Raw genomic sequence first — 15,229 nt, forward strand, 5'->3', positions numbered from 1 at the left:
CGGGAAAGCCCCCATGGACCGGTTCCAGGGGGGCTTCCGGCAGGATCACTTCTTGTAGGCGAGGCGCAGATTGCCCCAGCGGCGGCCGGCGACGATGATGGGGGCATCAACCTCCTTCATGCGCAACACCTGCCCGCCGCCCATGTCGCGCATATAAGCCTGCATCAGGAAGGGGCGGCTGTTGCGGCTGGCGGCCATGCCGGCCCGGTCGTCAAAGATGCGGCGGTTGCGGCAATGGCCGATATTCCAGTCACGGTCACCGGGTCGCGGTGCCTCGCTGAATTTGGCGTTATGGGTGGGCAGATAGCCGATGCCTGTCACCGCCGCGCAGAACTGCACCGACGGGTCAAGCTTCAGGACCGGTTCCTGGATGGCGGGGAACAGTTGATCCGTCAGGGCCGTGAAGGGGGCGATGAACTGTTCGGGGTCCGATCCCGGCACCAGATGCAGTTCGGTGGAGAACAGATCATCCTCGCTGATCCGCCCGGCGGCCAGTGCCTCGGACAGGGCAACCCCCAGCTTTGCCGCCGTATCCTGGGCGGCGGTCACGAACAACGACTCGGCGTTTACCAGTTGCTGCACAAAGCCGGTCAGCGCCTCCTGTTCCTGTGCGCGCGGTTCGAAATTCACATGCAGACCCAACTCGCTGGAACCCACCAGCCGCGTGGACAAGGTGCCCAGATCGGCCAAAGTCAGCTGTGCCCGTGCGCCGGGATCGACCTTCAGCCCCGCCGGCATGGTCAGCAGCGCACCATCCACCGACAGGTCCAGCACCCGGACATCCCAGTTGCCACCGCCGGATACCAGACGGGCGGGCAGGTCGGTGGGGATGCGGTCATTGCTACGGCGGTCGCCGGCCACCGATTGCCGCAGGGTGGTCAGCAGCCGTGTGCGCAGGGCGGACACTGACCGCTGGGTATCGCCGACCCGCGCTTGGACCTCCCCCGTCACCTGACTGGCTTCGTCCACATCGCCGCTGATCCGGGCCACGCTCTGGCTGACCTGGGCGGCACCGCTGGCCGATTCCTCGGCATTGCGACCGATCTCGGCGCTGGCGGCGGACTGTTCCTCCACGGCGGCGGCGGTGGCCGTGGCCGTGTGGTTGATCTCCTCCACCACGCGGATCACGGCATTGATGCCATCGACGCTGCCTTCCACGGCGGCATGCACAGCCTCGATCCGCTTGGCGATATCCTCGGTCGCGTTGCGGGTCTGGTTGGACAGGCTTTTCACCTCCGACGCGACCACGGCAAAGCCCTTGCCGGCATCACCGGCGCGCGCGGCCTCAATCGTGGCATTCAGGGCCAGAAGGTTGGTCTGCTCCGCGATCTCGGCAATCAGGCCCACGACGGCGCGGATTTCGCCCGTCGCTTCCGACATGCGGGAAACGGCTCCTTGGGCGTCGCGGGCGCTGGCGACGGCACGGGCCACTACCTGATTGGACAGGCTGGCCTGCCGGGCGATCTCGGTTCCCGAAACCCCCAGCTCCTCTGTCGCGGCGGCCACGTTCTGGGCATTGGCAGAGGTCTGTTCGGCGACCGAGGACAGCAGCACGGCGTTCTCCCGGACCGACCCGATGGCATGGCTCAACTGATCCATGCCACCCACCACGCGCTGACAGCTCTGTTCCACACCCTGCCAGGTGGCAATCAGGTCGGTTTCGATGGCGTCGCAGGTTTCCAGCAGGCGCTGGCGCGTCTCGGCCCGTGACTTAGCCTCCGCTACCTGCCGTTCCTCCCGCGAGAAAGCCAGTTTGGCGCGGGTGGCGCGCAACTGCCCGAACACGCCCGTGAATTCCCGTGCGTCGGGCATGTCGATGGGCTGATCCATGCGGCCCGCCGCGATGGCTTCGAAGGCGGCGCGCATCCCGGCCATGGGCCTGCGGATGGTCATCAGCAGCCACAGACCGGCAGCGATGGTGACAGCCAGTCCCAGGGCACCGATGATCCATTGCTCCAGCAGCAGGGTGCCATGCTCCCTTTCACTCTCCGCCAGGGCTTCCGGCCCGTGGGCCAGCTGGATTTCGGCCAACTGGCTGATAATGTCGGAGACGGGGTCGATGGTCTGGTAAAGCTTCTCCTTCACCAACTGGTCCAGGGCGGCGCGGTCCTGCGCCTTCATGGCGGCCTGCAGGGCATCCACAGTGCGATCAGCAGCCCCCAGCAGCGGTGTCACCCTGGCGATCAGGGCCCGTTCATCATCATCCATGTCCGACCCGGTGAAATCCGCCCATTCGCGGCGGATATCGGCATGGGCCTTGTCGATGGATTTGATGCCTTCTTCCCAGGTGAAGTTGCCGTTGCGGACCTTGTGCGAGGCGTCGACGATGAAGACGGCGTAGGCGTCCGACACGATCTTCAGCCGGCGCATATGCACCACGGCCTCCTCGTTCAGATGCGCGATACGTTCGTGCCCGTCATCGGCGGCCTTCATGCCCATGCCGCCAATCACCAGCTGCAGCAACAGCATCAGCGTGAAGACCACGACCAGCCGTCCGCGCACGGAATTGAGCCAGTGCCGGGCCGTGGCCAGCAGGCCCGTCGCCTGCACACTGCCGCCCCGCACCTGACGGTTTCCGGCGTTGCCGCTGCGCATCGTCCCGTAAAGACTTTCCGCCATGGCGACATCGGCCCGCGACGGCTTCGACCGGATGGAGATGTAGCCCGTGACCTGCCCATCCTCCAGCATCGGGGTGACATTGGCCCGGACCCAGTAATGGTCCCCGTTCTTGCACCGGTTCTTGACCAACCCTTCCCAGGGCCGGCCCGCCTTCACGGTGGCCCAAAGGTCGGCAAAGGCCTCCTTCGGCATCTCGGGATGGCGGATGACATTGTGCGGCGCGCCCAGCAGTTCCTGTTCGGAAAAGCCGCTGATGGCGATGAAGGCATCATTGACGAAGGTGATGCGGCCGCTGGTATCGGTCTTCGACACCAACAGGTCGCCATCCGTCATCTCCACTTCCCGGTTCGTGACGGGACCATTGCTGCGCATGCCGGCTCCATGGGGGCAAATTTCCGGATGGGCGACAGCTTGGTTCCAAGTGGATACGAAGAAAAATGGTTCGGATACAAAATCAAACCGCTTCAGCTTCGATATCATCAAACCAAAGGACCGCATCGCGGGGTATGATTTTCGATATCAAGTCACGTTTCAGCCATCGTGATTTCCACAATGACTATCGGTGACATGCGTATGCTGAAATTTACGGCATTTTATTAAACAGGCTATGCAGTCAATCCTATCCAGTTGGATAGTTCATAAGTGCTAATCACCCCAGCAACCGGGCCAGTACGGCGTTCAACCGCTCCCGCCCGTCGATTGTGGCGGCCAGAACGGACCCGCGCTGTTCCAGCATGCCGTGACGGATAAGGCCGTCCAGGCGGGATGGATTGATCCAGTCCGTCAGCGGCTTGCCCGTTTCCGCGGTGAGCCGTTCCAGCGACACGCCTTCCGACAGGCGCAGACCCATCATCAGCATCTCGGTCAGCCGGTCGGCATCCGCCACCGCTTCAAACGGCTTGGCGCCGGTGCCCTTGGCCAGCGTCCGCTCCAGCCAGATCTCCGGCGCGCGGTGGGTGCGGGTGGCGACCTTGCCCTGGCCGGGCAGGGTCAGGCGGCCATGTGCGCCTGGCCCGATGCCGACATAATCGCCATAGCGCCAGTAGGTCAGGTTGTGGCGGCTTTCCTCGCCCGGTCGCGCATGGTTCGACACTTCATAGGCGGGCAGGCCGGCGGCGTTCAGCACCTCCTGCGTGGCCGCATAAAGCTCTCCCTGCACCTCCTCCTCCGGCAGGACCAGCTCGCCGCGCGCATGCAGGGTGTGAAACTGCGTGCCCTCCTCGATGGTCAACTGATAGAGCGACAGATGCCCGACGGCATGGTCCAGGGCGCGCGACAGTTCCTCCCGCCAGGTCGCCACGGTCTGGCCCGGCCGGGCATAGATCAGGTCGAAGCTGTAGCGGGGGAAAATGGCGCGAGCCAGCCCGATGGCGGTCAGTGCCTCATCCGCCGAATGCCGGCGGCCCAGGGCCTTCAGGTCCGCCTCGTTCAGGGCTTGGATACCCAGGCTGACGCGGTTGACGCCAGCGGCACGGAAGGCGCGGAACTTGTCGGCCTCCACGCTGGTCGGGTTGGCCTCCAGCGTCACTTCCGTCCCGGTGGGAAGGCCCCAGCGCTCATCCGCCCGCTTCAGAATGGCTTCCACGGTGGAGGGGGGCATCAGCGACGGGGTGCCGCCGCCGAAGAAGACGGAAGTCAGGGTGCGGCCCGGTGTCAGATCGGCGAAATGATCCAGCTCCCGCAGCATGGCCTCGGCCCAGCGCGGCTGATCCACCTTTTCCCGGACATGGGAGTTGAAGTCGCAGTAAGGGCATTTGGACGCGCAGAACGGCCAATGCACATACAGCGCGAAACCCGGATCGGGCGGGGTACGCATCAACATACTTCCTATTCCAGCACTTTGGCCTCGAACCCGCAAAGATCACGGACGATGCAGGCGGGGCAATCCGGCTTGCGCGCCTTGCAGACATAACGCCCGTGCAGGATCAGCCAATGGTGCGCGTTCAGGCGCCAGGTCTTGGGCACGCGCTTCAGCAAACCCTGCTCCACCGCATCGACATCTTTGCCGGGCGCCAGACCGGTGCGGTTGGACACGCGGAAAATATGGGTATCGACGGCGATGGTCGGCTCCCCAAAGGCGGTGTTCAGGACAACGTTCGCCGTCTTGCGCCCCACGCCGGGCAGTTCCTCCAGATCCTCCCGCCGTCTCGGCACCTCGCCGCCATGCTTGGCCAAAAGGATTTCCGACAGCTTGATGGTGTTGGCGGCCTTGTTCTTATAAAGGCCGATGGTCTTGATATGGTCGCGCACCACCGCCTCGCCCAGGGCCACCATGGCCGCCGGATTGTCGGCCTTTTCGAACAGCGCGCGGGTCGCCTTGTTGACGCCGACATCGGTTGCCTGGGCCGACAGCACGACGGCCACAAGCAATGTATAGGGGTTGGAATATTCCAGCTCCGTCTTCGGTTCCGGATTGGCTTCCGACAGGCGGCGGAAGAATTCGTCGATGGCGGCGCGCTTCAATTGGGGGCATCCGGGCGGGGGCAGGGGTGACGCTTAACATAGTCGGCGGGACAGCCTGTCGCAATCGCCCCACCTTGCCCCGTACACGTCCGCACCCTATCGTCTATGCCATGAATGATGCGGTCGCCCCATCAACCGATGGCACGGTCCTGTTCCGGGCCGTGATCCATCCCCATCGCAGCCTGAGCACGGCGGGGTTCCGCCGCCTGATGGTTTGCGTCGGCGCCTTGAGCCTGGGGGCCGGTGCCGCCTTCTACCTGTCGGGCGCCTGGCCCATCATCGGCTTCATGGGGGTGGATGTCGTCCTCCTTTACTGGGCGTTCAAGGCCAGCTACCGCAGCGCCAGCGCGTGTGAGACGGTGGAGCTGACCGACAGGGCGCTGACGGTGGAACGCATCGACCCGTCGAACCGGCGGCAGGTCTGGACCCTGGCGCCCGGCTGGCTGCGCGTGCATCTGGATGAACCGCCGCGGCCCGGCAGCCAGATCACCCTGGCCAGCCATGGACGGCATCTGGTGGTGGGCAGTTACCTGTCACCCGACGAACGCCGGGACTTTGCCGATGCCCTGCGCAACGCACTGGAACGCTGGCGCGGGGGAAGGTAGCGCTGGCGCGGCGTCAGGTGATGGCGTCCAGCTGATCATCCGACAGGTAGCCCGGCACGACGGTGACGGGGATACGCAGGCTGCCCGACATCTGCCCCACCACGAAGCTGATCAGCGGCCCCGGCCCGCCGCGTCCGGTGCCGGCGGCCAGCACCAGGATGGAGATGCTGGGTTCCTCCTGGATCAGCTTCATCAGCTGCTCGCTGGCCTGCCCGTCGCGGATATAGAGCATGGGCATGGAGCCGGCGATATCCACCACCTCCTTGGCCAGCCGCTGCATCAGCTGTTCGGCTTCTTCCCGCTGCTCCTGCTTCATCAATTCCTCGATGGCGCCCCAATGCTGCAGCTCCGACGGCGGGATGACATGCAGCAGGGCGACGCGGCCCCCCGTGGTGCGGGCGCGGCGGGCGGCGTAATGCAGGGCGACGGTCATTTCCTCCGTCTCGTCCACGACGACCAGGAAGATACGGGTCTTGTCGGTCATGGTTGCCTCCCCCCGAAGGCCATTATGATTTGCGGAAGACGATCCCGGCCAGCCAGCCCGATGTCACGGCCAGCATGATGCCCAGGATGGCGTAGAAAACAGAATTGCGCTGTGCAAATTCAAACACATTGGCGGAGAAGCCGATCTTGGAGACCAGCAGCGGCGTGGTCTGCGCGCTGACCACATCGCCGTCGCGGATCAGGAAGACCGACGCGGTATAGGTGCCGGTGGCCACATTGGCCGGAAAGAAGATGCGGGTGCGGAACAGGCGCTGACCCAGGAAGGAAACCTCCCCCACCTCGGTCGTGTATAACCCCGCCCGCTGCTTGTTGCGGATCAGGGCGGCGCGGAATTCGGCCAGTTTTTCGGGCGGCAGCTTGGCCTTTTCCGGAAGCAGCCGGACATAATCCAGCCCGATCTCATGCCGTTGCAGCACGGTCGGCGGCACCACGCCATCCAGCGGGGCCGTCACCGCGACATTGTAATAGGCGGGCACGCGGGCGAAGGCCACATCCTCCACATTCATCCAGATGCCGGCCACGCGGTCCTTGCGCCGCACCGTCACCTCGCCCTCCGGCCCCTGCACCACGACCGCGACATCGCCATCCCCGTCCACGGCGCCGAACAGCACCACATCGGTGCCCGTGAAGCCCGTGGTGATGGCGATCAGGTGGCTGGACAGATCGGCGACCAGCGATTGTGCCCAGGCGGGCCGTGCCGCCTGCCACAGGCAGAACCCGGCCAGCAGCGCCAAGGGCAGGGCCAGAAGGCGTCGGTGGCGGCGGGTCATGTCATCACCGGCAGGGTGATGGAGAACAGATCCTCCGGTCGCACGATCAGGTCCACGGCCAGCTTCACGGCCACGGCCAGCACCATCAGGGCCAGCAAGGCCCGCGCCTGCTCACCCCGCAGCTTGGCCCCGGCGCGGGTCCCGAACTGTGCCCCGATCACCCCGCCGACCAGCAGCAGCAGGGCCAGCACGATATCGACCGTCTGGTTGCCCACGGCCTGCAGGAAGGCGGCCAGACCCGTGGTGAAGATGATCTGGAACAGCGAGGTGCCGGCCACCAGGGCGGTGGGCATGCCCAGGATATAGATCATGGCCGGCACCAGCAGGAACCCGCCGCCGATACCCATGATCGCCACCAGCACCCCGCCGACAAAGCCGATGAAGGCCGGCAGCAAGGCGGAGATATAAAGGCGGGAACGCGGAAACCGCATCTTGAAGGGCAGGCCGTGCAGCCAGGTATGGTGATGCAGCTTGGACCGCACCGGCACGCCGCGCCCCTTCACGATGGCCCGCACGCTTTCCGTCAGCATCAGGGAACTGACGGTGCCCAGGAACAGCACATAGGAGAGCGAGATGACGAGGTCGATATGGCCCAGCTTCTGCAACAGGCCGAACAGCCAGACGCCCAGCCCGGTGCCGATGGCACCGCCGATCAGCATGACGCCGCCCAGCTTCACATCGACATTGTTGCGCCGCCAATGGGCCAGCACACCGGAAACCGAAGCGCCCACCAGCTGATTGGCCTGGGTGCCCACGGCGACGGCGGGTGGCACGCCGATGAAGATCAGCAAGGGCGTCATGAGAAAGCCGCCGCCCACCCCGAACAGACCCGACAGGAACCCTACGCCCCCGCCCAGCATCAAGATCAACAGGGCGTTGACCGAGATTTCGGCAATGGGAAGATAAATCTGCATGATCCCGGAAGATCCCTTGGCGAGGGCGGGTGGCAACGGCCCAGCCATGCTACTGACTTTCACGGGCAGGGGGAAGCAAATGCATTCCCCGCCAAGGCTATTCGGAGCAGCGATCCATCGTACTCCGGGCGCTATGCAACATCATGAAACAGAAAATCAGGGGGTGTTGCATGGCTTGAACCGGATCAGTGAAAGGAAATAAAACCTATCATGATTGCGATACCCGCGCCAGAATGATACGGGCCGCCTGTTCCAGCCGTTCAGGTTCCATACCGGTGCGGTGGCCGCGATCTTCGGGTTTCAGCCCGTCGGGGAAGGGTGGGACATGGATGAAGCCGGCGGGCAGGCCGGGCTGCCAATGGCGCATCCCGAAGAACAGGTGATTGCAGATATAGCCGCCGGCATCGCGGCTGGCTTTCACGGGAAAGCCGCCCGCATCCAGATCATCGATGATGGCGTCCAGCGGCAGGGACGACCAATAGCCCATGGGGCCGTCCGCAGCGATGGGCCGGTTGCGGCGGACCACACCGTCATTGTCGGGGGCGGTCGCGTCATCCAGGTTCAGGGCCAGCCGTTCCGGGCGGATCAGGTCGGTGTCATAGGCAAGGCCGAACATCACCACGGCATCGGGCCGGTATTCGGCCACGGCGTCCTTCAATGCCGGGACCGCCCCGGAAAAGGTGACGGGCAGTCGAACGCCCGTCACATCTGCCCCGGCGACATTGGCCCCGTTCAGCCGTTCCGCCAGCCAGGCCGTGGGGTTCACGGCGTGGCCCAGAAAGGGTGCGAAGCCCGTGACCAGGATGCGCGGCATGCCGGATCAGAGACCCAGCTCGGTCAATGCCGACAGCAGGTCGCGCGGCTGCGCGAAGCCGGTATGGCCCGACTGGTCCGGCGCGCCGATGACCAGCAGCCGTTCCGCCGCCGCCGACACGCCCAGCTTGCCGGCATGGGCGTTCATGTCGTCGCGCGACGGCAGCTTGTCGATGCTGCCATGGCCATAGACCAGCAGCGGCAGTACCTTGGTGCCCGGCTGCTGCTGTTCGACCAGGGCGGACGCGGCCAGCAGGGCGCGCCAGCAGGGGGTACGCGTCGCTGCCGGCTTGTCCCCGTCGGCGGGAGCGGCCATGTCGGCGGCATCCGCACCCAGGGCCCAGGTGCGGCCACACAGATCCTCGGTCGCCAGCAGGGCGGTGATCGGGGTGCCGGCGCGGGTGGCCGTGGCAACCGCCACGATGCCGGAACCCTTTGCCACCTGCGGCGACCGCACCGTCTGATCGAAGGTGCGCGACAGGGTGGACAGAACCGCTTCCACCGTCTGCGACAATGCCTTGTCGCCGGCGGGCAGCGACAGGCGGTGCCAGGCGCCGAACACCAGGGCGGCCACGTCCGCCTGCGCCGGGGCGGCGGCCACGGGTGCGGGGGGAACGGCGGGGGCAGCCGGGGCCGGCGCCTCGGCGGCGGGCTGATCCTCCAGCGCCTTCAGGCGGCGTTCCAGATCGGCCAGGGCCTGACCGCTGGCGGGCGTCGGACGGTTTTCCAATGCGGCCAGACGGCGCGACAGCTCGGCCAGGGCGGGGCCATGGTCGGGGGTGGCGGGCGCTGCCGCCACCGGTGCGGCGGCGGGTGCGGCATCACCGGGCGTGCCCTTGCGGACATCGCTGCGGATATCGCGGACATCCAATTGCAGGTCGCGGACGGCGCCCACGACCCGCAGGATGCTGTCATGGACTTGGCTGATGATGGCTTCGAACTGATCATGGCCGACAAAGCCGCCGGTGGGCATGGGCAGGTTCGGGCCTTCGCCCCCCTGCGCCATGGTCTGGCGCGCCGCCGCGATCCAGCTTTCCAGGCCGGCGACGCGGTTCAGCAGCTCCGACCCCGACTTGGCGACGCGGTCCAGTTCTTCTGGATAGCGGGTCACCTGCTGGCTGACCACACCGGTCAGATGGGCCAGACGTTCGCGCAGCTCCTGGATGCTCTGCCCCAGGGCGTTGATCTTCATCGTTTCGGGCAGCTGCACCACGGCGGAATGCATGGCGGCCAGGTCGGAGCGGAAATCACGCAGGCGCGAGCCGACATGGTGAGCCAGATCGCGGACGATGGTTTCCGCGTAATCGAACGGATCGACGCTGTCCTGCACTTCCCCGGTCAGGGGTGCGCCTGTGGCCCCCGTCTCCACCGGCTTGCGCGCGTCGGTGGTGTCGCTGGACGGCATGCTCATGGGGCGGCCTCGCTGGAGGAGAAAGTGTCGTTCAAGGATGCCAGCAGACGGGCGCGGCGTGCCTCCGCATCCTGGCGGTCCAGGCGGGGCAGGCCTGCGGGTTCCGATGGCGGCGGGGCCACCGGTGCCTGGGCAGGACGCGTCGTTTCGGCCTGAACCTTGGCGGGTTCGGGCCGCGCTGGTTCCACCGGTGCCGTTGCCGCTGCCGGGGTTGGCGCCGGCGCCGGCGTTTTCGGTGCTGCGGCCACGGGCTCCGGCACCTTTGCGGTCGCAGCGGGTGTGGGCTCCACCGGCTTCGGCTCCACGGGCTTGACGTCCGGAAGCTTGAACGCGGCGGGTTTGGGTTCCGGGGCCTTCGCCTCGGGCACCCTTACCTCCACCGGCTTGGTTTCCGCCGGTTTCGGTTCCGTCGCCTTTACATCCGCCAGGGCGGGCGCGGAAACGACCGGCGCCTTGGGCGGCACGGGCGTGGGCACCAGGGGCTTGGCGGGGGCCGGGGGAATGGGTTTGGACACCAGCGGCGGTGCCGTGGTCAGGCTGGGCGCGCCGGGACCGGGCGGGGCCGGGTTGGCAGAACCCAGGCTGGGCACCAACGGTACCGGTCCCTCACCGGCGCGCGGCAGCAGCGAAGTCAGGGGCGGCAGGATGGGGGCGTTGGGCGGCACCAGCGGCGCACTGCGGCTGGCCGGTTCCGGAATGGCACCACCCGCCAGATCAGTCAGCAGCTTGCGCAAGGCGGCGGCCTTGGCGCCCTTCAATATCTCGCTGCGGGCCTGGGCGCGCTGGATCAGGCCGGGTTCGGCGGACAGCTGCAGGAAATTCACCTGATCCGCCGTCAGGCTTTCCAGCCGCCAGGTCAGATCATCCAGCACATCCTGACCGGTCACGAATCGGTTCAGCGACTCGATGGTTCCAGTCACCACGGTCGCATCGCGAACAGCGCGGGAGGAGAAGACGGGGCTTTTGCCCGGCCCGCCGGGAAGGGCATGGGCCTCCAGGCTGGACATCTGCAAATCCAGCTCAGCGGGATGGTCGGCGACCGGGGGCGCATCGGTTTCCGTCTCCGCGACCACCGGCGGGGCCGGGACGGGGCGGGGCGGTTCTGAACGTTGCCCGGTCAGACGACGAAGAAGGGAGCCTAGCATCGCGCACTCCGCCATCCCCGGTCAGAGGACGGACCCATAGCACCGGCCACCGGCGATGCGCCCGGCGCATCCGGCAAAGTGGCTGGCACAAAGCATTCGATCCACATGGTCCGGGCAAACTCCGAGCCTGAACATTCTTTTGCCATTATCGTTATCACGTCCCAGGCGCCCGACGCAATTTCGCTGCGGATCAATAAGCTAGGTCCTTTGTCGCTTTTGATCAACGCCGGTGCAAACGCGGTACCTCCGACGCTGAATTCCGCTGTTGCCAGTTCGGATACGTCCACGGCATGCTGTTTCCTGCCCTTGTCTTTTGACTCAGCGCAATTACCGGCAAACCTCAACGCAATATTAACCTGTACGCACCTATGTGATCCCTCGCACCGACGGGTGTTACGTCATCTGCTTTTCTCTTTTTCCGGCTTTTCCCTTTCCCTGAACATTGGTCCTGATCCTGATGCTGGTCCCTCCCGTCCATGGATGGCACGCCCCACAGTCGCTGATCGCGGCGGGTGGCGACGCATCCGGGGAACGTCTGGATCTGGTGCAGCCGCATGGCTGGCTGATGGTGCTGGACGCCGGTGACCGCCGGCTGGTGCAGGCGGGCGCCAATCTGCCGGCCTTGCTGGGCATGCCGGTGGAACAGGCGCTGGGCCGGACGGTTGCGGATCTGCTGGGTCCCATTGCGGCGCGGGCGCTGGACCGTGCCATTGCCCAGGCCGGGGCCGATGCCATCGGGCCGGTGCCGTTGCGCGTGGATCGCGGCGGGCAAAAGCTGCGCCTGATCGCCCATGGCCATTGGGATGCGGGCGGCCTGGTCCTGGAGATGGAGCCGGCAAGCCCGCTGGGCGATGCCGGCATGATCAATGCCGGCTTTGGTGCGGCCATCCGCCGGTACCGTCATATCGGGGATATCGGTGATCTGGCCCAATCGGTGGTGCAGGATCTGCGCCGCCTGACCGGTTACGACCGGGCGCTGTTCGTGCGGATGGTGGAACAGGGGCCGGTGCAGGTGCTGGCCACCGCCACGGCACCGGGTGCCGATGCGGGCGCCGATATCGGCTTCGTGCCGCTGCGACCGCTGGAAACCTCGCTGCTGGAACTGAACCGGGCCCGTGTCGTGTTTGACATGCAGGCAGAGCCGGTGCCGCTGGTGCCCGCTGTCAACCCGCAGACGGGTGTGCCCGTCGATCTCAGCCGTGCCAGCCTGCGCCAGCCCACCCGCCTGTTCCAGGGCCATGCCCTGCGCCGCGATGTGCGCGGTGTGCTGGCCGTGACCTTGCTGGTTGGCGGGCGGCTGTGGGGCTATCTCTGGTGCGAAAGCAATGATGCCTATGCGGTCAGCCCCTCCATCCGCGCCTTGTGCGAGGCGTTGGGAGAGATCGTGGCGGCGCAGGTCGCCGCCCTGGATGAACGCGCTGCCGTGGCCGCGCGCACGCTGGCCGCACGCGGGCTGACCCGGCTGGGCCGGCTGCTGCGCCAGGGTGTGCAGCTGACCGACGGTCTGATCGCAGCCTATCCCGTGATCCGGGAGGTGCTGCCCCATGACGGGGCCGTCGCCGGGATCGAGGGCAGCCATTGGGCCAGCCATGATCTGGCCCCCCTGTCCCACTGGCAAGAACAGTTGGGACGGGAGGGTGCGGCACGGCGCGAAGGCATCGTCTGGCGCGGTGCCGTTCTGGGCATCGATGTGCCGGACGGGATCGTCGTGCTGCTGCGCGGGGCCGGGCAGGGGTGGAGCCATGGTGAGCTGGAGGTGGCGCAGGAGCTGCACCACCTGCTGGCCGAACGGCAGGCCGAGATCTATCGCCGCCGGACGGAACAGCAGCTGCACGTCATGGCCAATTTCGACCGGGTGACGGGCCTGCCCAACCGCACCCATTTGCTGCATGCCCTGCAGCAGGCGCTGGGCGTGGAGACGGAGATTGCCGTCACCGTCATCGGCCTGGACCGATTCCGCGCCCTGAAGGCAACGCTGGGCGAGGAGGATGCCCATGCCCTGCTGGCCGCCGTGGGCCGCCGGCTGCGCGATTGTCTGCCGGCGGATGATCTTCTGGGCCGCATCGACACGGGCGAGTTCGCCGTCCTGTCCTTCGATCAGGAGGCAGGGCGCGTCGATGATCTGGCCCATGCCGTGCGTGACGCCCTGCGCGCGCCACTGTTGGTGTCCGGGCGTGAAATGTTCGTGACGGCCAGCCTGGGCGTGGTGCCCAGTGCCGAGGGCGGGGGCGACGCCGCCGCCCTGCTGCGCGATGCGGAGATTGCCAGCGCGGAGGCCGAGGCGGCGGGTGGTGGGGGCCGGCGCGTATTCGACGCGGCCATGCGGGCGCGGCTGACCGAACGCCATGTCATCTATGACAAGCTGCGCCAGGCCATCTATTTCACCAACGGTGTCCGGCCCGTGTTCCAGCCCATCGTGCGGCTGGCCGATGGCGAGCTGGCGGGGTTTGAGGCGCTGGCCCGCTGGACCGATGCCGAACACGGCCCCATCCCGCCCACCACCTTTGTGGCGGTGGCGGAGGAAACGGGCCTGATCGTGCCGCTGGGCAACCATATATTGGTGCAGTCCTGTCGCCAGATCGCGAAATGGAACCGGGGCCGGGCCGATAACCCGCTCTATGTCTCCGTCAACCTGTCGCCTTATCAGCTCGACCCCTCGCGCTTGGATATCGTGCGCTGGGTGACGGGTGTGCTGGAGATGACAGAATGCCGGCCGGAATGGCTGCGCCTGGAAATCACCGAAAGCGGGCTGATCGGGCAGGGGGGAGAGGCCATCGCCATCCTGAAGGGCCTGCGCGATCTGGGCATCGGGCTGGCCATCGATGATTTCGGCACGGGCTATTCCTCGCTGGCCTATCTTCAGAACCTGCCGGTGGATACGATCAAGATCGACCGCAGCTTCGTGACCGCCATGTCGCGCGATGACAAGGGCAAGGCCCTGGTCAGCGCCATCCTGCATATTGCCGGCATCATGGAATTCGGCGTCATCGCCGAAGGGGTGGAGACGGAAGGGCAGGAGGCGCTGCTGCGGCAGATGGGCTGTGACCGGGCGCAGGGTTACCTGTTCGCCAAACCGCTGGAGGCCGACATGGCCACGGCGCTGGTTCATCATGCCATCGCCATGCCGGGGCAGGCCGTGGCCGACCTGCGGACATTGCGGGCCGGGCGCTGGGGCTGATCGTTCTGCGCTGGATCAAATCAGCGCAGGAACCGTTGGCAGCGGTGTGAAAACCGCAGGTCCCATGCTACATAGGGACCATCATGCATCGTTTCGCCAATCCCGCCCGTTTCCTGCGTCTGGCCGCCCTGATCCTGCCCTGGGTCTCGGTCCTGTCCGCCATCCTGTTCGCTGCCGGGTTGTATCTGGCGCTGTTCGCCAGTCCCGGCGATTACCAGCAGGGCGACACGGTGCGCATCATGTATATCCATGTGCCCGCCGCCTGGATGGCCATGTTCGCCTATAGCTCCATGGCGGTCGCGGCGGCCTGTGCGCTCGTCTGGCGCCATCCGCTGGCGGAGGTCTATTCCAAGGCCGCGGCGCCGCTGGGCGCGGGCTTCACCCTGCTGTGCCTGGTCACGGGCAGCCTGTGGGGGGAGCCGATGTGGGGCACCTGGTGGGTGTGGGATGCGCGCCTGACATCGGTCCTGATCCTGTTCTTCCTGTATCTGGGCTATATGGCGCTGGTCGATGCCTTTGATGATCCGCAGCGCGGGCACCGGGCCGGGTCGATCCTGCTGCTGGTGGGTGCCATCAATGTGCCCATCATCAAATTCTCCGTCGACTGGTGGAACACGCTGCATCAGCCGGCATCGGTTCTGCGCATGGACGGGCCGGCCATCCATGGTGACATGCTGTGGCCGCTGCTGATCCTGGCGCTGGCCTTCAAGACCTATTTCGCGGCGACCGTCATTCTGCGCATGCGGGCCGAACTGGCGGAACGCAAGATCCAGACCCTGCGTCTGACCCAGGCCGGGGGGGTGTGAC

12 protein-coding genes are annotated in these 15,229 nt (G+C 66.3%); 3 read left to right on the top strand and 9 right to left on the bottom strand.

Going from position 1 to position 15,229, the window contains the following annotated elements; genetic code table 11:
• Positions 1-45: 45 nt before the first annotated feature.
• From ACODSP_RS06085 to nth, 3 genes are all read right to left on the bottom strand, one after another.
• Positions 46-2,991, bottom strand: coding sequence for a methyl-accepting chemotaxis protein (locus tag ACODSP_RS06085; RefSeq protein WP_488964730.1), 2,946 nt, complete (start codon positions 2,989-2,991; stop codon positions 46-48).
• A gap of 277 nt (positions 2,992-3,268) precedes the next feature.
• Entirely contained in the window at positions 3,269-4,435 is a 1,167-nt protein-coding gene (gene hemW, locus ACODSP_RS06090; protein WP_488964731.1) for a radical SAM family heme chaperone HemW, read from the bottom strand.
• Positions 4,436-4,446: 11 nt separating this feature from the next.
• Entirely contained in the window at positions 4,447-5,082 is a 636-nt protein-coding gene (nth, locus tag ACODSP_RS06095) for an endonuclease III (protein ID WP_488964732.1), read from the bottom strand.
• A gap of 74 nt (positions 5,083-5,156) precedes the next feature.
• Here nth and ACODSP_RS06100 point away from each other — a divergent pair, with 74 nt between their 5' ends.
• On the top strand, positions 5,157-5,687 hold the full coding sequence (locus ACODSP_RS06100) for a DUF2244 domain-containing protein (protein WP_488964733.1): 531 nt from the start codon (positions 5,157-5,159) through the stop codon (positions 5,685-5,687).
• Positions 5,688-5,700: 13 nt separating this feature from the next.
• Here ACODSP_RS06100 and ACODSP_RS06105 read toward each other — a convergent pair whose 3' ends face one another.
• The 6 genes from ACODSP_RS06105 to ACODSP_RS06130 form a co-directional block, all read right to left on the bottom strand.
• A complete protein-coding gene (locus ACODSP_RS06105) occupies positions 5,701-6,171 on the bottom strand; it encodes a universal stress protein (protein ID WP_488964734.1) in 471 nt (156 codons plus the stop codon).
• A 22-nt stretch (positions 6,172-6,193) separates the two neighbouring features.
• Positions 6,194-6,961: a TIGR02186 family protein gene (locus tag ACODSP_RS06110; RefSeq protein ID WP_488964735.1), complete on the bottom strand. Its 768-nt coding sequence runs from the start codon at positions 6,959-6,961 to the stop codon at positions 6,194-6,196.
• Positions 6,958-7,875 (bottom strand): sulfite exporter TauE/SafE family protein, encoded by a 918-nt coding sequence (locus ACODSP_RS06115; RefSeq protein ID WP_488964736.1) that lies wholly within the window; start codon positions 7,873-7,875, stop codon positions 6,958-6,960. The genes ACODSP_RS06110 and ACODSP_RS06115 overlap by 4 nt, the downstream gene beginning before the upstream one ends.
• A 208-nt stretch (positions 7,876-8,083) precedes the next feature.
• Complete coding sequence (locus ACODSP_RS06120) at positions 8,084-8,689, bottom strand: pyroglutamyl-peptidase I (protein WP_488964737.1); 606 nt, start codon at positions 8,687-8,689, stop codon at positions 8,084-8,086.
• Positions 8,690-8,695: 6 nt separating this feature from the next.
• Positions 8,696-10,099, bottom strand: a complete 1,404-nt coding sequence (locus ACODSP_RS06125; protein WP_488964738.1) for a hypothetical protein — start codon at positions 10,097-10,099, stop codon at positions 8,696-8,698.
• A complete protein-coding gene (locus ACODSP_RS06130; protein WP_488964739.1) occupies positions 10,096-11,244 on the bottom strand; it encodes a hypothetical protein in 1,149 nt (382 codons plus the stop codon). The genes ACODSP_RS06125 and ACODSP_RS06130 overlap by 4 nt, the downstream gene beginning before the upstream one ends.
• 457 nt (positions 11,245-11,701) lie before the next feature.
• On the opposite strand from ACODSP_RS06130, the gene ACODSP_RS06135 reads away from it, so the two are divergent.
• Positions 11,702-14,422 (top strand): EAL domain-containing protein, encoded by a 2,721-nt coding sequence (locus tag ACODSP_RS06135; protein ID WP_488964740.1) that lies wholly within the window; start codon positions 11,702-11,704, stop codon positions 14,420-14,422.
• 83 nt (positions 14,423-14,505) lie between these two features.
• The gene (locus ACODSP_RS06140; RefSeq protein WP_488964741.1) at positions 14,506-15,228 is read left to right on the top strand and encodes a heme ABC transporter permease; all 723 of its coding nucleotides are present in this window, start codon (positions 14,506-14,508) and stop codon (positions 15,226-15,228) included.
• Position 15,229 lies beyond the last annotated feature (1 nt).

Source organism: Niveispirillum sp. FG156 (genome assembly GCF_057809555.1).